The 21,928-nt window shown below is 45.9% G+C and carries 24 protein-coding genes; 18 read left to right on the forward strand and 6 right to left on the reverse strand.

Annotated elements, in window-relative coordinates:
• Window positions 1–15: 15 nt before the first annotated feature.
• Entirely contained in the window at window positions 16–636 is a 621-nt protein-coding gene (locus KH180_RS11450) for a class I SAM-dependent methyltransferase (RefSeq protein ID WP_290760363.1), read from the reverse strand.
• 70 nt (window positions 637–706) lie between these two features.
• Window positions 707–1,645: an AEC family transporter gene (locus KH180_RS11455; RefSeq protein WP_290760365.1), complete on the reverse strand. Its 939-nt coding sequence runs from the start codon at window positions 1,643–1,645 to the stop codon at window positions 707–709.
• Between the two features lie 179 nt (window positions 1,646–1,824).
• On the opposite strand from KH180_RS11455, the gene KH180_RS11460 reads away from it, so the two are divergent.
• From KH180_RS11460 to KH180_RS11510, 11 genes are all read left to right on the forward strand, one after another.
• On the forward strand, window positions 1,825–2,673 hold the full coding sequence (locus KH180_RS11460) for a Rossmann-like and DUF2520 domain-containing protein (protein ID WP_290760367.1): 849 nt from the start codon (window positions 1,825–1,827) through the stop codon (window positions 2,671–2,673).
• A complete protein-coding gene (panB, locus tag KH180_RS11465; protein WP_290760369.1) occupies window positions 2,670–3,497 on the forward strand; it encodes a 3-methyl-2-oxobutanoate hydroxymethyltransferase in 828 nt (275 codons plus the stop codon). Before KH180_RS11460 ends, panB begins: the two co-directional genes overlap by 4 nt.
• Before the next feature lie 10 nt (window positions 3,498–3,507).
• A complete protein-coding gene (panC, locus tag KH180_RS11470) occupies window positions 3,508–4,344 on the forward strand; it encodes a pantoate--beta-alanine ligase (RefSeq protein ID WP_290760370.1) in 837 nt (278 codons plus the stop codon).
• Window positions 4,345–4,354: 10 nt separating this feature from the next.
• Window positions 4,355–4,744: an aspartate 1-decarboxylase gene (gene panD, locus KH180_RS11475; protein WP_290760371.1), complete on the forward strand. Its 390-nt coding sequence runs from the start codon at window positions 4,355–4,357 to the stop codon at window positions 4,742–4,744.
• 12 nt (window positions 4,745–4,756) lie between these two features.
• The gene (gene coaBC, locus KH180_RS11480) at window positions 4,757–5,944 is read left to right on the forward strand and encodes a bifunctional phosphopantothenoylcysteine decarboxylase/phosphopantothenate--cysteine ligase CoaBC (RefSeq protein ID WP_290760372.1); all 1,188 of its coding nucleotides are present in this window, start codon (window positions 4,757–4,759) and stop codon (window positions 5,942–5,944) included.
• A gap of 79 nt (window positions 5,945–6,023) precedes the next feature.
• Entirely contained in the window at window positions 6,024–7,517 is a 1,494-nt protein-coding gene (locus KH180_RS11485) for a sensor histidine kinase (RefSeq protein ID WP_290760373.1), read from the forward strand.
• Window positions 7,510–8,199: a response regulator transcription factor gene (locus KH180_RS11490; protein WP_290760374.1), complete on the forward strand. Its 690-nt coding sequence runs from the start codon at window positions 7,510–7,512 to the stop codon at window positions 8,197–8,199. Before KH180_RS11485 ends, KH180_RS11490 begins: the two co-directional genes overlap by 8 nt.
• A gap of 8 nt (window positions 8,200–8,207) precedes the next feature.
• On the forward strand, window positions 8,208–8,924 hold the full coding sequence (locus tag KH180_RS11495; RefSeq protein WP_290760376.1) for an RluA family pseudouridine synthase: 717 nt from the start codon (window positions 8,208–8,210) through the stop codon (window positions 8,922–8,924).
• A gap of 24 nt (window positions 8,925–8,948) precedes the next feature.
• The gene (hisA, locus tag KH180_RS11500; protein WP_290760378.1) at window positions 8,949–9,722 is read left to right on the forward strand and encodes a phosphoribosylformimino-5-aminoimidazole carboxamide ribotide isomerase; all 774 of its coding nucleotides are present in this window, start codon (window positions 8,949–8,951) and stop codon (window positions 9,720–9,722) included.
• A gap of 19 nt (window positions 9,723–9,741) precedes the next feature.
• Window positions 9,742–10,227, forward strand: a complete 486-nt coding sequence (locus tag KH180_RS11505; RefSeq protein WP_290760380.1) for a hypothetical protein — start codon at window positions 9,742–9,744, stop codon at window positions 10,225–10,227.
• Between the two features lie 83 nt (window positions 10,228–10,310).
• Window positions 10,311–11,435 carry a carbohydrate kinase family protein gene (locus tag KH180_RS11510; RefSeq protein WP_290760382.1) on the forward strand — a complete coding sequence of 375 codons (1,125 nt, stop codon included), beginning with the start codon at window positions 10,311–10,313 and terminating at the stop codon, window positions 11,433–11,435.
• Window positions 11,436–11,482: 47 nt separating this feature from the next.
• Here the strand turns inward: KH180_RS11510 and KH180_RS11515 are convergent, their stop codons facing one another.
• The 4 genes from KH180_RS11515 to KH180_RS11530 form a co-directional block, all read right to left on the reverse strand.
• Window positions 11,483–11,953 (reverse strand): hypothetical protein, encoded by a 471-nt coding sequence (locus tag KH180_RS11515; protein WP_290760384.1) that lies wholly within the window; start codon window positions 11,951–11,953, stop codon window positions 11,483–11,485.
• Between the two features lie 79 nt (window positions 11,954–12,032).
• On the reverse strand, window positions 12,033–12,770 hold the full coding sequence (locus KH180_RS11520; protein WP_290760386.1) for a lysophospholipid acyltransferase family protein: 738 nt from the start codon (window positions 12,768–12,770) through the stop codon (window positions 12,033–12,035).
• 95 nt (window positions 12,771–12,865) lie between these two features.
• The gene (locus tag KH180_RS11525; protein WP_290760388.1) at window positions 12,866–14,314 is read right to left on the reverse strand and encodes a nicotinate phosphoribosyltransferase; all 1,449 of its coding nucleotides are present in this window, start codon (window positions 14,312–14,314) and stop codon (window positions 12,866–12,868) included.
• Between the two features lie 80 nt (window positions 14,315–14,394).
• On the reverse strand, window positions 14,395–14,652 hold the full coding sequence (locus KH180_RS11530) for an HPr family phosphocarrier protein (RefSeq protein ID WP_290760390.1): 258 nt from the start codon (window positions 14,650–14,652) through the stop codon (window positions 14,395–14,397).
• Window positions 14,653–14,807: 155 nt separating this feature from the next.
• On the opposite strand from KH180_RS11530, the gene KH180_RS11535 reads away from it, so the two are divergent.
• From KH180_RS11535 to KH180_RS11565, 7 genes are all read left to right on the forward strand, one after another.
• Complete coding sequence (locus tag KH180_RS11535; protein ID WP_290760392.1) at window positions 14,808–17,486, forward strand: sigma 54-interacting transcriptional regulator; 2,679 nt, start codon at window positions 14,808–14,810, stop codon at window positions 17,484–17,486.
• Between the two features lie 169 nt (window positions 17,487–17,655).
• Complete coding sequence (locus tag KH180_RS11540) at window positions 17,656–18,072, forward strand: PTS sugar transporter subunit IIA (RefSeq protein WP_290760394.1); 417 nt, start codon at window positions 17,656–17,658, stop codon at window positions 18,070–18,072.
• A complete protein-coding gene (locus KH180_RS11545; RefSeq protein WP_290760396.1) occupies window positions 18,065–18,541 on the forward strand; it encodes a PTS sugar transporter subunit IIB in 477 nt (158 codons plus the stop codon). The genes KH180_RS11540 and KH180_RS11545 overlap by 8 nt, the downstream gene beginning before the upstream one ends.
• Window positions 18,542–18,556: 15 nt before the next feature.
• Window positions 18,557–19,321, forward strand: coding sequence for a PTS sugar transporter subunit IIC (locus tag KH180_RS11550; protein ID WP_290760398.1), 765 nt, complete (start codon window positions 18,557–18,559; stop codon window positions 19,319–19,321).
• A complete protein-coding gene (locus KH180_RS11555) occupies window positions 19,314–20,156 on the forward strand; it encodes a PTS system mannose/fructose/sorbose family transporter subunit IID (protein WP_290760400.1) in 843 nt (280 codons plus the stop codon). Before KH180_RS11550 ends, KH180_RS11555 begins: the two co-directional genes overlap by 8 nt.
• Window positions 20,157–20,178: 22 nt before the next feature.
• Entirely contained in the window at window positions 20,179–21,003 is an 825-nt protein-coding gene (locus tag KH180_RS11560; protein WP_290760402.1) for an alpha/beta hydrolase, read from the forward strand.
• Between the two features lie 2 nt (window positions 21,004–21,005).
• Complete coding sequence (locus KH180_RS11565) at window positions 21,006–21,512, forward strand: alpha/beta hydrolase-fold protein (RefSeq protein WP_290760404.1); 507 nt, start codon at window positions 21,006–21,008, stop codon at window positions 21,510–21,512.
• The last annotated feature ends 416 nt before the right edge of the window (window positions 21,513–21,928 follow it).

The raw sequence follows: 21,928 nt of genomic DNA on the forward strand, positions 1-21,928 counted from the left end.
AAGCTGTATTTTTGTTTATGAAATCTCTGTTTCCGGCTTCTTTGCAGAGATCATGAGCAGTTTTTTCATTTTATGTACGCGGAACTTGGTGAGTCCCGCAGCTTTGAACATGCCCAGAAGTTCATGGGTAGACGGGCGCCTGACCTTGCAGGAAGGAAGTACCTTGTCCGCAATATTGCCGGTGATTCTTATGAATTCAGGGAATGCCGCGGCACCAATATAGAGCCGGCCTCCCGGAGCCAGCAGATCGGCAGCCTTCTGGATGAATTCCATCTGATTGGGGAAGTGATGGAACGCACTGCATACAGTGATAATGCGGAACGTGTTGTCTTCAAAATCCAGATCGTCACTGCTGCACACCTGAAAATGCAGATCCGGGTAATCTGCACTGGCTCTGCGTATCATTTCTTCGGAGACATCCACTCCATAGCCCTCGGCATCTCTCCAGCGAGTCAGTTCTGCCAGGAGAGTTCCTGTGCCGCATCCTACATCCAGAATCTTATCGTTGTCACGGACACATATTTTTTTGATCATTTCCTGTTCCAGGGAAGCAGCCATCCTGCCGCTGGCGGTCTTTTCATACTGTTTGGCTTTTTTATTGTAAATCTTTGCAGAACGTTCTTTTACATCTTTCATAAGCACGCCCCTCTCTTTCCTTTGTTATTTCTTTTCTTTAATTACTTTGCAGTCCTTTACAATGATTATATCAGATAAAGGAAAACATCCGCAACAAATAAACCCATAATGTGAGACTGACAGACGACAATACAGTCGCAGCCACCACAATGCTGGAAGTCAGCACATGGTCATTGTCCATTGCCTTTGCCATTACATAGCAGCTGACGGTTGTCGGAGAACCGAGCATGATTAAGACAGCGATCAGGCCTTCTCCGCGAAAGCCAAAATGAACTGCCAGGGGAAGAAAGATCAGCGGCAGAATAAACAGCTTAATAACTGATGCCGCTATCGTCGGCTTGATCTTCTTTAAGGCCTTGGCTCCCTCAAAGCCTGCACCTACGCAGAGCAGTGCCACCGGTGTAGCCGTGACCGCCAGCTCATTGAGGCATTTATCAATGACAGGAGGGAAATCCACAGCCAGGTAAGAAAACGGCAGTCCCGCCAGGATTCCCAATATAATTGGATTTTTAACAATATTTTTAAAGGCAGATTTAAGGCTTCCGGAACCGGAGCCTGGTCCTCTCACAGTCAGCACAATGACTGAAAAAATATTATAAAGAGGGACACTTGCCACGATCATCAAAGGTCCCATAGTGGAGTGTCCGTAAATATTTTCAATAAATGCAATGCCCAGGATGGCAGCGCTGCCCCGGAAAGAGGCCTGGACAAACGCTCCGGTCATGGACTTGTCCTTCAAAAAAATTTCTGCAAGCACCCAGATGCCGGAAAACATCAGTGTGGTGACGATCATACAGAAAAGAAAGTATTTTAAATTAAATGCCTGTTTTAATGGGGCACTGGAAATATCACGGAACAAAAGTGCGGGCAGAGCCGCATTAAATACAAATTTGTTTGCTGTGCTGACGAAATTCTCATTAAACCATCCCTTTTCCTTCAGAAACCATCCGAGGAAGATCATAAAAAAGATCGGGACAGTGGAATTCAGACTGAAAATAAAATCATTCATAGGTTTCCTCCGGGAGAGATTATAGCAGATAAAAAAGAACAATTCAAACACGGCATTTCTTCTTGATAAATCAAATATGAGGTGTTATAGTACCCTTGGATGGTATTCCTTAGAGAAATCATACCAGTGAACGAATTTTATAAAGGACATCACCTCATAAAGGCAGGTGATTATTCCGTATGAAAGCAGGATTTATTGGGGCAGGCAAAGCAGGCTGTTCCTTAGGCAGGTATTTCGTACATTACGGCATCCCTCTGGCAGGGTATGCCAGCCGCAGTGAGGCTTCAGCCCGGCTGGCGGCAAAAGCAGCACACACACAAAGTTTTGATACATTTGACAAATTATTATCAAAGTGTGATGTTCTTTTTATTACTGTTCCCGACAGCCAGATCCAGGGCGTTTGGGAACAGCTCAGAGCTTTTCCGGTCCGGGAAAAGTTTATCTGTCACTGCAGCGGATCTCTAAGTTCCGCTATTTTCTCTGATATAACCGAAGCAGGGGCTTACGGCTATTCTATCCATCCAATGTTTCCATTTAACAGTAAAACAACTTCATATGAAGATCTTAAGGAGGCCTTGTTCACTCTGGAAGGCGATGAGGCACACAAGGACCAGCTGCTTTCTTTTTTGAGTGTACTTCCTAACCGGATTGTAGAGATCGCGGCAGAGAAGAAGGTTCGCTACCATGCGGCGGCGGTTATGGCATCCAATCAGATGGCTGCTTTGATAAGCCAGGCACTCGGTCTTTTGGAAAGCTGCGGCTTTACAGAGCAGGAAGGGCTTTTGGCACTTGCTCCTCTGGCACGGCAGAATCTTGAGAATATTCTTGCGGCAGGCCCGCGGGAAGCTTTGACAGGCCCTGTGGAACGCAACGATGCGGCTACGGTGGAAAAACATCTGAAGGCATTGTCCGGGAAGGAAAAGCAGATCTATGTTCCTCTGTGCAGAGAATTGATCCGCATCGCTGAAAACAGGCATCCGTCCAGGAGTTATGAACATATGGAGAGAATATTGGAGGAAGAACATTGAAGAACACAGTAAGTACATTTCAGAAAATGAAAGATAACAAAGAAAAGATCTCCATGCTTACAGCCTATGATTATTCTACGGCAAAGCTGTTTGATGAGGCGGGAATTCATTCTATTCTCGTGGGGGATTCTCTTGGCATGGTTATGCTTGGATACGACACCACAATTCCGGTCACTGTGGATGACATGATTCACCACGGCGCTGCGGTGGCAAGAGGTGCGAAGAATGCCCTGGTGGTTGTTGACATGCCGTTTATGTCCTATCAGGCCTCTGTCTATGATGCAGTGGTAAACGCCGGAAGAATTATGAAAGAGACGGAAGCCACTGCGGTGAAGCTGGAAGGCGGCAGAGAGGTATGCCCGCAGATCGAAGCCATCGTCAGGGCATCAATTCCGGTTGTGGCCCACATTGGACTGACGCCTCAGTCAGTCAATGCATTCGGAGGATTTAAGGTACAGGGAAAGAGTGAGGAGGCTGCCAGGAAGCTGATGGAAGATGCCCTGGCAGTAGAGGAAGCAGGAGCATTTGCAGTGGTACTGGAGTGTGTTCCCGCCAAGCTTGCAGCGCTGATCTCAGAGAAACTCAGCATTCCAACCATCGGCATCGGCGCCGGAGCAGGATGTGACGGGCAGGTTCTCGTCTATCAGGATATGCTCAATATGTATGGTGATTTTGTACCGAAGTTTGTGAAGCAGTTCGGCAATGCAGGTCCGGTTATGAAAGAAGCAGTAAAGGAATATGTGAAAGCCGTAGGCGAAGGGACATTTCCGGAGGAACAGCATACATTTGCCATCAGCGACGATGTGATAGAAAAGTTGTATTAAGGAGAGAGCCATGAAAATTGTCAGGACAATAAACGAAGTAAGAGAACAGATAAAAGAATGGAAAAGCCAGGGGCAGAGCGTGGGGTTTGTGCCGACCATGGGGTATCTCCATGAAGGACATAAGAGCCTGATGGACTGTGCCAGGAAAGAAAATGACAAAGTGGCTGTGAGTATTTTTGTCAATCCCATGCAGTTCGGGCCTTCCGAGGATCTGGCTGATTACCCCAGAGATTTGGAGCATGATTCAGAGATCTGTGAGAGTGCCGGGGTTGATCTGATTTTTCATCCGGAACCGGAAGAGATGTATGCAGATGATTTCTGCTCATTTGTTGATATGAGTATTTTGACGGAAGGACTGTGCGGAAAAACAAGGCCGGTTCATTTCCGGGGAGTTTGTACAGTGGTCACGAAGCTTTTTAATATTGTAACTCCGGACCGGGCGTACTTTGGACAAAAGGACGGCCAGCAGCTGGCTGTTATCAGGCGGATGGCAAGAGACCTGAATATGGATATCCAGATCGTGGGATGCCCTATTGTGAGGGAAGAAGACGGGCTTGCCAAGAGTTCCAGAAACACCTATCTTTCAGCAGAGGAGAGAAAAGCCGCATTGATTTTAAGCCAGGCAGTCCGTCTGGGAGCAAGTATGGCTGAGACTGAGAAAGATGCAGAAAAAGTGATCAGTGCCATGAAGGAAAAGATCCAGTCGGAGCCCCTGGCTAAGATTGATTATGTGGAGGCAGTGGACGCTCTCTCTATGCAGCCGGTGCAGACACTGAACGGCGGGTGTATGCTGGCAATGGCAGTATATATAGGAAAAACAAGACTGATCGACAATGTTTTAGTGTAAGGAGAAGATGATGAAGCTTACAATGTTAAAGGGAAAGATCCACAGAGTCACCGTAAAGCAGGCGGAGCTTGACTATGTGGGAAGCATTACTGTGGATCCGGAACTGCTGGATGCCGCAGGAATTCTGGAGTATGAAAAAGTAGCCATCGTTGATATCAACAACGGCAGCAGATTTGAGACCTATACCATCGCCGGGGAGCCGGGAAGCGGTATGATTTGTCTGAATGGGGCGGCAGCCCGCTGTGTTTCTCAGGGAGACAAAATCATCATTATGTGCTATGCTGATATGACACTGGAAGAAGCAAAAGAACACAAACCAAAAGTGGTGTTTGTGGATGACAACAATAAGATCACCCGGCTGACCAGCTATGAAAAGCATGGCCGTCTGGAGGATATGTAGGAGAGTAATATTATGCTGAGTGGAAAAACAATTGTCCTGGGCGTCACAGGCAGTGTGGCGGCCTACAAGATGGCAAATATGGCGAGCATGCTCATAAAGAGAGGATGTGAAGTCCATGTCATTATGACGGAAAATGCGACGAATTTTATTAATCCTATCGCATTTGAATCACTGACCAACACCAAATGCCTGGTGGAGACTTTTGACCGGAATTTTCAATTCCATGTCGCCCATGTGTCCCTGGCAAAAAAGGCAGATTTGATGCTGATCGCCCCGGCTTCTGCCAATGTTATCGGAAAAATTGCAGGGGGCATTGCGGATGATATGCTGACTACAACAGTAATGGCATGCAAAAGCCCGGTGCTGATCGCGCCGGCTATGAATACCAATATGTATGAAAATCCGATCCTTCAGGATAATCTTGAAAAACTCAGGAAGTACGGCTATACGGTTATTGAACCGGCCAGCGGACATCTGGCCTGCGGTGACACGGGTGCCGGCAAGATGCCTTCGGAAGAGGTTCTTATGGCATATATAGAACGGGCTGTAAGCCGTCCGAAAGACCTTGCCGGCAAGAAGGTGCTGATCACGGCAGGGCCTACAAGGGAAGCAATCTGTCCGGTCCGCTATATCACCAATCATTCCACTGGAAAGATGGGTTATGCACTGGCGAAGATGGCCATGCTCCGGGGAGCAGATGTGACTCTGGTCACAGGCCCGGCAGAAATAGAACCGCCGATGTTTGTTAAGACAGTGCCGGTTGTCAGCGCTGCAGATATGTATGAGGCTGTTATGGCAAGGAGAAAGGGGCAGGATATTATCATTAAATCTGCGGCTGTTGCAGATTATACCCCGGCTCAGGTCAGTGATGAAAAAATGAAGAAAAGCGATGCAGATATGTCGATTCCCCTTGTCCGGACAAAGGATATCCTTATGGAGCTTGGACATACAAAAGAGGAAGGCCAGTTTATCTGCGGATTTTCTATGGAGACCCAGAATATGCTGGAGAATTCCAGAAAAAAACTGGATAAAAAGCAGATTGATATGATTGCAGCCAACAATTTAAAGGAATCCGGAGCCGGCTTCGGAACAGATACCAATGTGGTGACTCTGATCACCAGAGACCAGGAAAAACAGCTTCCTATGATGTCAAAAGAAGAAGTGGCAGATGCCATTCTGGATTTTATTAAAACTTCATAAAACTTTATTCAAACTCTCTTTTTCCGATCTTCCTATGATATAATAGAACTACCAAATGCATCAGGAAGGTACGGGGGTCATGAAAGTAGTGAACAAAGTCAGAATTATATTTTTGCCAGCGATTATACTGCCTATTTTTTTAATGGTAGTATCAATCGCTGCTTTAAGTGTAGGGTATATGCGGACAACCAATGAAAACATCTATTCCAAAGGCATTGAAGGCCTGGCCAATCCGCTGAAGACTATGAACAATGAGACAAAGGAAAGCTTCAGCGATTTGAAGAGAAGTGCCATTGAGAGTCCCGGAGATTTTGAAAGTGAGCAGTATTTAAACAGGATAAACCGGGCATTAAAGGACAAAGAGTCTTACCTGATTATCAGAAAAGGAAAAACGATCGTCTACCGGGGGTCTAAGGAGGACCACACTGAGATTGAGAAAAAGCTTCCCAGGTTCGGCAGCGACATCAGCAGCCAGGACAGCGGGGTTTTCCTCGGAAGACCGGAAAACTTTCTTGTGAAGCAGCAGGATTTCCGGTATACGGACGGCAGCAAAGGTTCCGCCTTTATCCTGACGGATCTGGAGACTGTCCTGCCCCATTATAAGAACATTATCAGCCAGGTTTTCTTCTCTATTGTGGCGATTCTGATACTTACCAGCTTTCTGCTCTCATGGTTCATGTATTCTGAGTTTATACGGCCGTTAAAGAAGCTGAAGGAAGGAGCTGACCGGATCAAGGAAGGCAACCTGGACGACGATGTGGAGATCAACAGCAAGGATGAGATCGGAGAGCTTTGTGCATCTTTTAATGCCATGAGGGCAGAGTTAAAAGAGTCTATAGAGGCACGCATTATTTATGAGAAGCAGAACCGGGATCTGATCAGCAATATATCCCATGACCTGAAGACTCCGATTACAGCGATTAAAGGATATGTGGAAGGAATCATGGACGGCGTGGCAGATACGCCGGAGAAGATGGACCGCTATATTAAGACAATTTACAATAAAGCCAATGATATGGATGTACTGATCAATGAACTGTCCTTATATTCTAAGATTGATTCCAATATCATTCCCTATAATTTCAGAAAGATTGATATCAATGCCTATTTTAAAGATTGTGTGGATGAGATCGGATCAGATTTGGAGCAAAAGGGAATGATGTTCTCATACAGCAATTACTGCTCAGCCAATGTGGCAGTGATGGCTGACCCGGAACAGTTAAAGCGGGTAATGAACAATATCATTAACAATGCATGCAAGTATACCAACAAGGCAAAAGGAAAGGTCAGCATCACACTGAAGGAACTGGACCGCAAGATTCAGGTTGCTATCAAGGACAACGGTATCGGCATTTCCAGGGAGGATCTTCCGAATATCTTCAGGAGGACATACCGCGCGGACATGTCCAGAAATTCTGCCGGCGGCAGCGGGCTGGGACTTTCGATCTGCAAGAAGATTATTGAAGAGCATGGGGGAGAGATATGGGCTGAGAGCAAGCTGCGCTCAGGCACCACAATATTTTTTACATTAAACAAGATTGTAGACACCCAGGAGGAAGAGAAAAATGAGTAGAGTTTTAATTGTAGAAGATGAATTGGCTATCGCAGAACTTGAGAAGGATTATCTGGAACTCAGCTCCTTTGAGGTTGAGATCGAGACGGATGGTGAGAAAGGGTTAAAGCTGGGCCTCACTGAGGATTTTGACATGGTGATCCTGGATATTATGCTTCCCGGCATAGACGGATTTGAGATCTGCAAGCAGCTCCGGGAAAAAAAGGATATCCCGATTCTGATGGTATCCGCTAAAAAAGAGGATATTGACAAGATCCGCGGTTTAGGTCTGGGAGCGGATGACTATATCACGAAGCCGTTCAGTCCCAGTGAATTGGTGGCCAGAGTAAAAGCTCATTTAGAGCGTTACCGCCGTCTGGTGTCCAGCAACTGCCAGGAGAATGATGTTGTTGAGATCCGCGGCTTAAAGATTGATAAGACAGCGAGAAGAGTTTATCTGAACGGGGAAGAAAAGGCATTTACCACAAAAGAATTTGATCTTCTCACATTTCTTGCCAGCCATCCAAATCGGGTGTTTACAAAAGAAGAATTATTTAATAAAATTTGGGATATGGAATCCCTTGGAGATATTGCCACAGTCACTGTGCATATTAAGAAGATCCGTGAAAAGATTGAGCTTAATACTGCAAAGCCTCAGTATATTGAGACGATATGGGGCGTGGGATACCGCTTTAAGATGTAGGAGCAGTCATGAGAAGAAAAAAAGATGTAAAGATACTTTATAAAGATGACCATATCGCCGTATGTGAAAAACCGGCCGGCATGCCGGCGGCAGATGACAAGACCGGGGATATGGATGTGTTCCACAGTCTGAAGAACCAGCTTTTTTATGAGGAAAACCTTGACCGGGAGCCGGAACTGTATATGATCCACCGTCTGGACCGCCCTGTAGGAGGCGTCATGGTATTCGCCAGAACCAAGGAGGCTGCTGCAGAGTTAAGCCAGCAGGTCAGGGAGCATATTTTTGAGAAGGATTACCAGGCAGTGGCAGCCGGATGGCTTCCTGAAGAGGACGGAGTTTTTACCGATTATCTGAAGAAGGATGAAAAGAAAAATCTGTCTGCCGCAGTAAAAGAGGGAACACCGGGCGCAAAGAAAGCGCAGCTTTCTTATGAAGTGCTGGATATGGTGGAGACCGGGGAAGGAAAGTTTTCCTACTGTCTGATTCACCTGATGACCGGCAGGCACCATCAGATCCGTGTCCAGTTCGCAGAGAGAGGATTCGGGCTGTACGGAGACACCAAGTACAACCCAAAGTTCCGGAAGACAAAAAAGCAGTATGAGGAGATCGGCCTCTATGCTACCAGAATCTGTTTTCTTCATCCGGAGACCGGGGAGGCATGTACTTATAAGGCAGAGCCCAGGGGCAAAGCCTTCCGTATGCTGGAGGAGCTGGATTCCTGGTAAACGTAAGAAAAGAGGATAAAGAACATGAAATTCAGGCCATGCATTGACATACATAACGGAAAGATAAAACAGATCGTAGGCGGCAGCCTTTTAGACAAGGGAGACTGTGCAGAAGAAAATTTTGTTTCCGTACACGATGGAAGTTTTTATGGTAAACTATACAGAAAGCATCAGTTGTCCGGAGGGCATATCATTATCCTGAATCCAAAAAGCTCAGAGTACTATGATGCCGATGTGGAAGAAGCGCTGTCAGCACTTCGTGCATTTCCGGGAGGGCTTCAGATAGGGGGCGGCATCACAGATGAAAATGCTTCCTTTTTCATTGAGCAGGGAGCTTCCCATGTGGTTGTGACCTCGTTCGTATTCTCTGACGGTGCAGTCCGGCTTGACCGGCTGAAAAAGCTTGTGCAGGCGGTGGGACGGGAGCATCTGGTGCTGGATCTCAGCTGCCGCAGGAAGGATGGAAAGTATTATATCGTTACCGACCGCTGGCAGAAGTTCACAGATGTGGTCCTTACAGAGGAACGGCTGAAAGAGCTGGAAGAGTACTGCACAGAATACCTCATCCACGGGGTTGATGTGGAAGGAAAAGGGCAGGGCATTGATGAAGGCCTGGTGCGTATCCTTGGGGCTTATTCAGGGAATCCTGTGACCTATGCGGGGGGCATTAAGGATTTTGATGACCTTGAATTGATTAAAAGAGAAGGAAAAGGGAAGGTAGATGTGACGATCGGAAGCGCCCTGGATTTGTTCGGCGGTCCGATGGAGTTTGATAAAGTCCTCAGTCACTGTGATTAATATTGGAGGAGTAAATTATATGAAACTATGGTATGAAGCTAGCAATTTTACGATTCAGCCTCACTGGGTCATTCCGTTTGCTGTCTTGGGAGTGATCGGGCTGATTCTGGTACTTGCTTCTAAAAAGTCTTTTTTTAAGCTTCTGGGAGGCGTATGTCTGGTAATCTGTGCCGTGACAGCTTTAAGATTCTGTTATGGATATGTGAGGATCATCCACACCTATAAGCAGGGAGATTATAAGACGGTAGAAGGATATGTAGAGAATTTTATTCCGGCGTCCAAGGGAGGAGAGACCAATGAAGATACGGAGCAGGAAAGCTTCGACATCAGAGGTGTGCATTTTTCCTACGGAGACCGTTTTATCAAAAAGTTCGGATACCATCTTCCGTCTACACAGGGAGGATATATCAAGAAAGACGGACAGTATTTAAGGCTCGGCTATATTGATACCGAAGACCAGGGATATGTTATCGTAAAGATTGAAGAGCGAAGAGCAAAAAAATAGTGGAACAGGAAAGCTGTGCCGCCCGGACAAGGGAGGTGCAGCTTTTTGTGAATATTTTGAAGTATGATTGACAGGAGGTGTCTATGAAAAAAGTTGTCGTTGCAGGATGTCTGTGTCTGGATATCACACCGGAGTTTCACGACAGCCGGGAAGGGGAGAAGAAAAGTGCTGCAGAGTGGTTTCTTCCGGGAAAGCTTATGCAGGTAGGAGAAGCTTCTATCCATACCGGGGGAGCCGTCGCAAATACCGGACTTGCTTTCCGGCATTTTGGTGCTGATGTGTCTCTGATGGGAAAAGTGGGAGATGATGCGTTCGGAAAACTGGTTCTGGATCTTTTAGACCGGCATGGAGGGAGACAAGGGGCTGCCGTTTCAAAGGACTGTTCTACGGCATATACAGTCGTGCTTGCCCCTCCCGGGATCGACCGGATCTTTTTTCATAATCCGGGGGCCAATGATGTCTTTGGATTAGATGACTTGGATTTTGAGGAGATTGCGCAGGCAGACTTGTTCCATCTCGGCTATCCGACGATTATGAGAAGGATGTTTGAACATCCGGATGAACTTGTGGAGATTTTTTCCCGGGTAAAAGAACTGGGAGTAAAGACTTCTCTGGATTTAACCGCTATTGAGGAAGACAGCGATGCGGCCAAAGCTGACTGGCCGGCTCTGCTTCAGGAGCTTCTGCCCAAAGTAGACTTTTTTGTGCCGAGTGCGGAGGAAATCTGCTTTCTCATCGACCGGGACAGATATGATCAATGGATGGAAAGGGCATCCGGAGGTGATCTGACCGAATATCTCGAAATAGAGAATGACATTCGGCCTCTTGCAGACCGGCTGCTTACATGGGGCGCCGGAATTGTTCTGATAAAATGCGGCATCAAAGGTCTGTATCTTAAGACCGGGAAAAGCCAGGAGCTGCCGGAGAGCTGGCAGGACATTGAGTTATTTGAGCCCAGCTATCAGGCAGAGAGGGTCCGCTCTGCCACCGGTGCCGGCGATGTCAGCATTGCCGCATTTCTTACGGCTCTGCTGGAAGGAAAAGAGCCTGGGCGCTGTCTTTCTCTCGCAGCAGCTGCCGGAGCCTGCTGCGTCACAGAATATGACTCCTTAAGCGGTCTGCTGACTATGGAGGAGATGGAAGAAAAGATTGATCAGGGATGGGAGAAAAATAACAGCCCAGTCTCTGAGTATTTGGAGCCAGAGTAAAATGAAAAAAAGACAGACAGAAGTGCAAGTCTTCCGTCTGTCTTTTTTTATTTTTTGCCTGATACATTTCTGGATGCTTCAATTGTTTTTTTCTTAAACTTCTTGAAGAATCCTTTTGGTTCCTGCGGCGGTGCAACATTCCGCAGATTGTGGATTTCGGTAATATATATGCCGCTGACTTTGGCCTTAATCTCAGCTTTTACAGGTACCTGGTCATAAATCAGTTCATCACATAACAATGGAGTGATCTTTGGTCCGATCTTTACTTTTACCACAGGCACTTTGGCAATTTTGGCACGCTTCGGAATCTGGTCGATAACCATTTTCGGGAATCCTGCTTCTGTCATCTTCATCTTCTTCTTATCAATGACCAGCATTGAATACATCTGTGCTGCGCTTTCCAGCTGTTCGCGCTGGGCTTCCTGCTTTTTCTGAAGTTTGTTTCCTACAAAATACAGAATGGCAAGAACAGCAAGAATTATAACCGCGATAATCAATAAAACCATCCATACTTGCATTTCTTTCTTCCTCCTGGCTCTTTACATCTTTAACTTCATGCCTTCACACGGCATGCCTAAATGACATTATATCATCTTTTTAAGCCATTGTCTTATGTTTTTTTCTCATTTCGATAATTTCTTCACGAACTGCGGCGCCCAAATGTTTCTGAGTCTGACGGTCCAGCTGGTCAGGGTAGATCGGTGCGCCGAATGTAATATGCACTTCGGCCGGCTTTACTGTATATTTCTTGTTGTTTTCCAGAATATCTGCCGTCCCGGAAATAGCCATAGGAATAACCGGAACCTTCGCTTTCAGAGCAGGTCGTAAGCTTCCTTCCTTAAATGCGTGAGGCTCTTCATCCTGGCTTCTTGTCCCCTCGGGGAAGATCACCATAGAAAAACCGTTTTTCAAATATTCTGTACCCTTGTTGATGGTTTTCATACCTTCTTTTATGTTTTTCCTGTCCAGAAACAGGCAGTTGATAAATGTCATCCAGTGGCTTAAACAAGGGATTTTGCCCATCTCGTTTTTTGCAAAAAAGCCTGCACCGTGGGGAGTTGCCACGTAGCTGCACAGAATATCATAGTAACTGCTGTGATTTCCCACAAAAAGAACTGCTGTGTCCTCTGGAATATTCTCACGGCCGTCCACAATAATTTTCGTTCCTGCAAATCCCAGACAGATTTTAAAGGCATTCATAACCATGGACTGGGCTTTTTCAGCCCTTTTATGTTCCTGACCGGTCCTGTTCCAGTGATTGAACAGAGGATATAATGGGAAGGTCAGAGTCAAAAAGAAAAACAGATATATAATATCAGCAAAAAAACGAATCATAGAGATTCTCCTTTCAATACTTTGACATACTTTATTGGCTTTCCGGACTGCCTGTAAACACAGTCCCGAAAGATGGTAAAAACAACTGCAAATTGTCACACTTTTTGTGACAGCAGCTCATTCTTCAGATCATAGAGAGACTTTGAAAGATCCACATACACATTCTGGGGATTAACCAGACGCCTTGTCTCATCCCAGAGAGTATTGAGTTCACCGATACAGTAATCTCTGATCTCCATAGCGGAAGGATTTTCGTATACACACTGTCCTTTCAGGAACACGGGAACGAGGAGTTCTCTCAGTGTATAGGTTCCGCCTATGATTGTAGACTTTTTCCAGGTGGCAGCCGGATCAAAGATTACCAGATCTTCCTTGGAAGAATAAGACTCTTCTGCAAGGCAGATTAAATCCGCACGGATTTTGCCCGTAATCTTGTCATAAATCCTGTAGACTGTTTTGTCCCCCGGATTGGTTACTTTTACGGGATTCTCTGAAATTTTTATTTTGGCTGTAAAGTTCTTCTCATCTCTATGTTTTGCAGCGGCAAGTTTATAAACTCCGCCGAACGCAGGACAGTCTGAAGATGTGATCAGCTTTGTGCCAACTCCCCAGGAAGTAATCGGTGCACCCTGAAGCTTAAGGCTCTGTATAAGATTCTCATCCAGGTCACTGGAGGCAGAGATAATGGCTTCGGGGAATCCGGCTTCATCCAGCATAACTCTGGCCTTTTTAGACAGATAAGCCAGATCTCCGCTGTCTAAGCGGATACCGATCTTTTTAGGCTGGATGCCCTGTTCTCTCAGCTCTTTGAATACCCGGATTGCATTGGGAACACCGGATTTTAATGTGTCATAGGTGTCTACAAGCAGCAGGCAGGCATCCGGGTAAAGAGAGGCATAGGTTTTAAATGCAGTATACTCATCCGGGAAACTCATAATCCAGCTGTGGGCATGAGTACCCAGCACCGGAATATCAAACATCTTTCCGGCAAGTACATTGGAAGTCCCGTCACATCCTCCGATCACTGCAGCTCTTGCACCGTAAGTACCTGCATCGGCACCCTGGGCGCGTCTTAAACCAAATTCCATCACACCGCTGCCTCCGGCCGCATAGACCACCCGTGAGGCTTTTGTAGCGATCAGGCTCTGATGGTTTATAATGTTTAGGATGGCAGTCTCAATGAGCTGGGCTTCCATCATAGGTGCCGTCACCTTCAGGAGAGGCTCCATTGGAAATACAACAGTTCCTTCCGGTATGGCATGAATATCGCCGGTAAAATGGTATCCGGCAAGGTATTCCAGAAAATCTTCGTCAAACAGGCCAAGGCTTCGCAAGTAATCAATATCTTCATAAGAAAAAGACAGATTTTTGATATAGTCTGTCACCAGGTCAAGTCCGCAGGTGATGGCATAGCCGCTGCCGGATGGGTTGTCCCGGTAAAAGACATCAAAGATCACAGTTTCATCGTTGCCGGACTTATAATATCCCTGCATCATGGTCAGTTCATATAAATCCGTCAGCAATGTAAAATTTCGAGTCATCATCCCCCGATATCTCCTTTTAGTAGTTAGTTTCTGACTAATCGTCATATTGCCTATATTATACCATAAAAAGCAGAATAGTATCAGAGTTCGGTCTCTAATATTGTTAAAAGCTGCTGTTTTACAGATTCTTCATCCGGCCCCTCAACCGTGATAAACAACTCATCTCCGCAGCAGGCTCCCAGAGCCATGAGATCAATAGGGTTTTGGGCGGCAGCTTCATTTCCGTTGCAGGAAAGCAGAATAGAACAGCCGGTGCTTCTTGCCAAAGCGATAATGGACACACAGGGACGGGCATGCAGTCCGTTGTGTGCTTCGATCTTATAAGAAAGTGTTTGCATGAGATAAAACCTCCAAATGTTACCTGATTTATTTTGGTATTTTGATATAATCTTATTACTTTCTATGGTAACATATTGTAAAAGATAAAATCCATAAAATTGTATGGATAATTCGAATTTCGTTCTGAAATGTCATAATAGCTGGAGGGAAAGCTATGGAGAGAGAGAAAAAGACCAATAAACAAAGGCTTTTGGAACAGGTTGAAAAGAAGGCCAGAGGAAAAACGCAGGGAGTGGATGCATCGCGGCTTGCCCAAAGTTTGGGTATTCCAAGAAATCTTGCCAGCAGCCTGCTCAATGAACTGGCAGCGGAAGGAAAGATCAGAAAAATAAAGACCAGACCGGTGCTGTTTTACTCCGACCGGGAGGAAGCTGAGGAAGAAAGAGATGAAGAGAACCCGTTCCACGGCTTCATCGGCTATGACAAAAGCCTGAAAGACCAAGTGGATAAATGCCGCCTGGCTGCCAGCTATCCAAACAGAGGGATGCCGGTTATGATTCTGGGACCCAGCGGTGTCGGAAAAAGCATGCTGGCAGAATACATATACCGCTACGCAAAATATAAAAAAATGATCCCGGAGGATGCTCCGTTTGTTGTCTTAAACTGTGCGGACTACGCAAACAATAAGGAGCTTTTGTCCTCTATTTTATTTGGCTACAGAAAAGGGGCATTTACAGGAGCTGCAGAAACCACGGAGGGTCTGTTCCAAAAGGCGCACAGAGGGTATTTGTTTTTGGACGAGTTCCACAGGCTTCCGCCGGAAGGGCAGGAAAAGCTGTTTAGGTATATTGACAAGGGGGTGGTAGCAAAGATCGGCGACAGCAGCCGGGAATCCAAAGTGGATGTGCGTCTGATCTTTGCCACTACGGAAGACATCAGTACCATGCTGGATACATTCATACGCAGGGTTCCGGTGATGATCGAGATTCCTTCGTTTTCGGAGAGGACCATCGAGGAAAGATTTCAGATTATCTGCAGGCTGTTTTCTCAGGAAGCTGAAACAATGGAATGCAGGTTTCAGGTCAGCAGCAATGTCATGAACCAGCTTTTGATGCTGGATTTAAAGGGCAACATCGGAAGCCTTAAAAATGCAGTAAAGCTGTGCTGTGCAGGTGCATTCTGCAGGGAAGAAGGAGATCCGGTAAAAGTCCGTGTACGGGATTTGAGCGATCATTACCGGTTTGAGAGGGGAAAGTCCCAAATACAGTACATAGCAGAACCCGTGGTAATTGATAAGGACTGGAAGCCCAAAGAGACAGCCAGCCCGAAGGGAGAGAAGGTCCGGAGCAGTCTTGACTTTGGCGAACTTCAGCGGCTCTTGGGACGCTTCCAGAACCATGGCATTTCTCAGGAGCGTTTCCGGTCAAAGGTTTATAAGATGCTGGAAGGCTTCACCGGCAGTGTGATGGATGTGAGCGGTGATGAGATGACAGAAGGCATTTATCAGGGGGCTATTGAGAAAATTCTGTATTATCTCCAGAATAACTATGGACTCCAGTATAATGGAACTATGCTGACTGTATTGAGCAGAACCCTGCTTTTGTTCAGCAGGGATCTCAGTTACTCAGAAGAGGAAATGGAGGATCTTAAAAAGACGGAAGATCTCATACGCAGGCAGCTGTACAGATGCTATAAAATGAGTGCCATCTTTTATGAAATGGCCAGGCAGACGATTGATTACGAAGCATGCCCGCAGATGATCCGCATTTTTGTTGCACTTTATTTCTACTGCAGGATGGACGTGCAGAACGATCTGAGCAATGCGGTTATAGTAGCCCATGGCTATGCCACTGCATCCAGCATTGCCAGTATGGCAAACCGTATGTTTGGACAGTACATTTTTGAGGCCTTTGATATGCCGTTTGACATTGAAAAAAAGGAAGTTGTAAAGAAGATCAGAAACTATCTGAAGCGGGTAGATACTTCAAAAGGGCTCCTGCTGTTTGTGGATACAGGGTCCCTGCTGGATATCGCAGAGGATATTCAGGCCGAGGTAGAAGGCGATCTCGGAATTATCAATAATATCACGACTCAGATGGCCATGGAAGCGGGAGAAAGGATTCTTCAGAGAGAAGGAATCCATTTCATTGTGGAACAGGTCGTTAAACATAACGTGACGAACTTTACTTATATCAAGCAGAGGAAAAAGACAGATGCCATCGTGGTCTGCTGTATCACAGGTATCGGAACGGCGATCAAGATCAGGGATATGCTCAGGGAGAGCTTCAGAGAGACGGAAGTGGAAGTGACTGCCTGTGAGTATCAGGAACTGGCGTCTGAAAAGCCACAGTGCGGAGTGTTTCATAAGTACAATGTTCTATTTGTCATCTCTACCATTGAACTGGAGGTTCAGGATAAGCACACACTTCTTTTAAATGATCTCGTGACCGAAAAAGGAAAGCACTTAATAGAAGAAGGCTTGAGGGGAAAGTATCCTGAGAGAGTTATACGTCAGGTGATGACAAATATCATCAAGGGTTTCAGCATGAGAAATATTATCGGACAGCTTACGATCCTGAATCCGGATAAAATTATTCTGGATGTGGAGGAAGCGGTGGAAAAGATAGAGGCATTCAGCGGCACAGCATTTTCTGTTGATCTGAAAAAGATGCTGTATATCCACATCTGCATCATGGTGGAACGTCTGATCCTGGAAAAGGGGAGGCTGATGCCGGATGATGAGTCAGCATTTGAGAAGTGTCACGCAGATTTCATAAATAACGTAAAAAACAGCCTATCTGTCATAGAATCCAAATATAATGTGTCAGTCAACCTGAAAGAAATAAAACTAATTTACGAATTAATCACCGCAAAAAGCGGAAGCTCTGCATAGAATTGCAGAGCTTCTTTTTTGCTGCACACAAATACTGGCGCGCAAAATGAACAAGCCTCTCAAAAAATGAGGGTGTGCCCGCTTTGCTCTTGCATAAGAAAGTTGGCACAGTATTTGCTGTATAGTCTTATATAAACTTTTTACAGCCACATGCAAAAGGAGGACAGAGATGATTGGAATGGTGATAGCGGCACACGGAGGGTTTGGGAAAGAGCTGCTGAACAGTGCATCACTGGTCGTCGGACCGGTTAAGGGGTGTGCCTCATGGTCCCTGAATCCCGGGGATAACATTGAGAGGACCGGACAAAAGCTGAAAGAACTTTTAGAAGCAATGGATCAAGAGGGAGGGGGGATTGTTTTTACGGATATCTGGGGAGGTACACCGGCCAATCTTGCACTGAAATACTCCAGGAACAAAAAGATCAAAGTGATCTCCGGAGCGAGCCTGCCGATGATACTGGAATTTATGAACCTAAGAGAGGAACTTGGGCTGGATGAAACTTGTGCCCGCTGTGTGGAAGCGGCAAGGAGAGGGTCCGTCATCATCAGTGACCTGTTTAATGAAAGGAGGAAAGAAAATGGCTGAGATTCAAATTGCAAGAATTGATTACCGTCTGATACACGGACAGGTAGTAACAAAATGGATGAAGGCTTATCCGGCAAAACGGATTGTGATCGTGGATTCAGAGCTTGCGCAGGATGATTTTATGGCTGATATCTATATGATGGCTGCACCTGCAGGTACAAAAGTGGATGTGGTGGAAACAGAGCGGGCCAGAAGCTTTTTGGACAGTATCAGCGGAAGTGTATTTTTACTGTTCAAGAATGTGGAATCCTGTTATGAGGCTTTTTTTAATGGTGTGGCATTTCCCAGGCTGGTAGTGGGAGGAATTCCCACAGATGCCGGGAAGGTACTGGTCTACAGCAGTATTTATATGAGTGCATCTGAGTATGACAAACTGGAACAGATCAGCCGGGCCGGGATTGAGGTTATCTTACAGTCCACACCGGATGACTCCTGTGCAGAGCTGTCTAAGATCAAAGAAAAACTATAAGAAGGAGGAATTAATATGGATGTACAGACAATTGCAATGGCAGCTGCCATGGGTGTGCTTTATTGGATTGCCAATGGATATCTTGGATATACCTTCTGGATTTCCGTGGGAACACCGTTTACTATGGGGCTTGTTGCAGGCTTAATCTATGGGGATGTGGCAACCGGCATTATTCTTGCAGGAAGCATTAAACTGATCTATCTGGGAGTCTTTGCCCCGGGAGGCCAGCTTCCGGCAGATGAAGGGATCGCAGCGGCGTGTGTTATCCCTATAGCCTTAAAGACGGGGATGGCACCGGAGGTAGCTATTTCACTGGCTGTGCCGGTTGGGCTGTTGGGAGCTTTCCTGTATAACTTAAAGAAGATCGTAAACTGTATGTTTGTTGTAAAGGCAGATAAATATGCAGAGGAAGGAAACACAAAAGGAGTGTGGCGCTGCGCCAGCATCTGGCCGTTTCTTTTAAGCTCGCTGCTCTTTTTCCTGCCGGTGTTCCTTGTAAACATCTTTGGTGCAGATGTCGTTAAGCCTGTTTTGAATGCCATTCCTGAGTGGCTGATGCATGGGCTGGAGGTTGCAGGAGGAGTGCTGCCTGCCGTTGGATTTGCAATGATTATCTATATGATTGGAAAAGCAAAATATATCCCGCTGTTTCTTATCGGATTTTATCTAGTGAAGATCTCAAATATCAATACACTGGTAGCAGGTGTATTTGCTGTCTGCATTGCAGTCACAATGATCGTGATGAAGCGGGAAGTAAAGGAGGAGATGGCTGATGAGTGAGAAAATCAACATAAAAGAAGCAGTGGAAGTGGAAAGCAGAGAGAACTCTGTTCTCACAAAAAAAGACATTGACAAAGCATATTTCCGATGGTGGCTGACTGCAGAAATAAGTGCCAACTATGAAAGAATGCAGGGATTGGCCTATGGGGCCAGTATGATACCTGTCCTTGAAAAACTCTATCCGGATAAGGAGGATCTTTCTGAAGCACTAAAACGGCATCTTGCATTTTTTAATACGGAAGCCACATGGGGAAGCATGATTTTCGGTAGTGCCATTGCGATGGAGGAGGAAAGGGCAAAAAACAAAAAAATGCCGGGTGAGATGATCACCAGTTATAAAACCGGACTTATGGGCCCTGTAGCCGGAATCGGTGACACAGTGGATCTGGCTACAATCTTTACGCTGATCAGCGCATTCTGCTGCAGCTTTGCAGTAAAAGGCAGTCTGGCAGCTCCGGTTATCATGTTTTTGTTAGGAGCGGCGATGTATGTGGAAGGCCTTGTTTTCCACAGGCTGGGATACAAAATGGGCCGGTCATCTGTAAAAAATATCATGTCTTCCGGGAAATTAAGAGATATGATAAACGGAGCCAATATGATCGGTATGTTTATGATGGGTGCACTGTCTGCGGGACTGGTCAGCCTGTCCACAGTTGTCAAGACAAAATCTTTTGATCTTCAGGGAACACTGGATTCCATCGCACCGGGAATACTTCCTCTTCTGGTAATCTTTTTGGCATACTTCGGACTGAAGGGAAGAAAAATGTCTGCACCGAAAATCGTTATACTGATCATTCTTGTGTGCGTCATCGGGTCTCTGTTTAAGATATTGTAAACATAAGAAAAAAGGGAAGAGGGTGGTACCTATCGGTCTGATCAGCTGTAATTTTTATTCCAGGGCGCTTAAGCGCAATACCCGGTTTTACGCGGCATTGCCGAAAGAGATTGTAAAAGGAAAGCTGCAGGTTCTTTACCTGCTCCACGGCGGTGGAGACAATGAGACAAAATGGCTCCGAAGAGTTCCGATTGAACGGATATTTTCCGGCTGCAAGGTTCTGGTCATTATGCCGGACGGAGGTCTCAGCTATTATACGAACACTGTGTGCGGGGAAAATTATTGGACTTATCTGAGTGAGGAACTGCCAAAAGTGGTGAAAACTTATTTTCCTGTGTCTGAAAAGAGGGAAGACACATTTGCAGCAGGGCTGTCTATGGGAGGGTACGGTGCAATGAAACTGGCATTAAAACAGCCGGAAAGATTTGCAAAAGCGGCAGCTTTTTCGGGAAGTCTGGATATGGTGAGAGAGATAGAGGTTGTTCTGTCGGATACAAAAGACCGGGAAGATTTTCTCGGAGACTATGAGATGGATGAAACGTTTTACACGTCTATATTCGGAAATCTGGATAAGGTAAAAGGAAGCCCGGCAGATATTTATCATCTGCTGGAGAAATACAGAGGGAAAGCAGAAGGGCTTCCCGAAATCTATCAATGCTGCGGCACGGAAGATTTTTTGTACAGATTTAACCTTATTTTTAAAGAAGCGCTGCTCGATTTGGGAGCCAGAGCCACATTTGAAGAGTGGACAGGCGGGCATGACTGGGTGTTTTGGGAAGAGGCACTCCGGCGGGCGGTCCGATGGTTTTCATTTAAAAACGACTATATCAGCTGCGGGGAGGTGTAAGCTTGGCATTCATACTCTGTGATTTTTATTCCAGGTCATTGGGAAAGGATACGGATATATTTATGGTATTCCCTGAATATAGGCGGATTGCGGAGGAGAAGATAAAGCTCTGCACCCTGATGCACGGTCAGGGGCAGGATGCCTCCTTTTGGATACGCCGCACGAAAATAGAACAGATTGCCGAAGAGCAGAATATGGCAGTCATCATGCCGGAAGCAGCTGGAAGCTTTTTTGCGCAGATGCCCAATGAAAAAAACTTCAGAAGATATATACAGGAAGAGCTGCCGGAATTTTTGGACTGTACATTTCCATTTTTATCAAAAAATCCAAAGGACCATATGATTGCCGGAATCGGTGAAAACTGTTCCGGAAACATACAGGATATTGTGGAAAAGGGTTGTTCGTATTACGGCAGAGGAGACTGTTTATCCAGCAGTTTCACAGATGAAGATCTGCGGGATTTGGTATCCGGCTGGCAGCAGCGGTCTTGTGCCGAAGGAAATTTATGAAGATGGTTGACATTTAAAAACTCCTATACTAAAATAAACACAAATATAATTTTTTAATAAAACGTAGACAGAGACAGTACTTATGCTGTAAAAGCCAAAGAGCGAGTCAGGGGCGGTGGGAGCCTGATGCAAGTAGCACATAAGGAACATCACTCTTGAGTTGCAAGCTGAACAAAGTAAGCTGTGCCGGCATCCTCCGTTATCAGGATAACATATGATGGTATGTGAAATAGGTGGTATAGAATCAACAAGTGTTGTCCTATTTTAGGGCAGCACTTTTTTTATTCCATAGGAAAGTTCTCCGAACCTCCCTATGGAATAAAAAGCACTCCGTGCAGGATGCGCACAAATGCATAGAGAAATTATTTGCCTGTGGCAAATCGCATTTGGCGCGCAAAGTGTACAAGCCCCTCAAA

This window comes from Anaerostipes sp., from assembly GCF_018381315.1.
Classification (GTDB): Bacteria; Bacillota; Clostridia; order Lachnospirales; family Lachnospiraceae; genus Anaerostipes.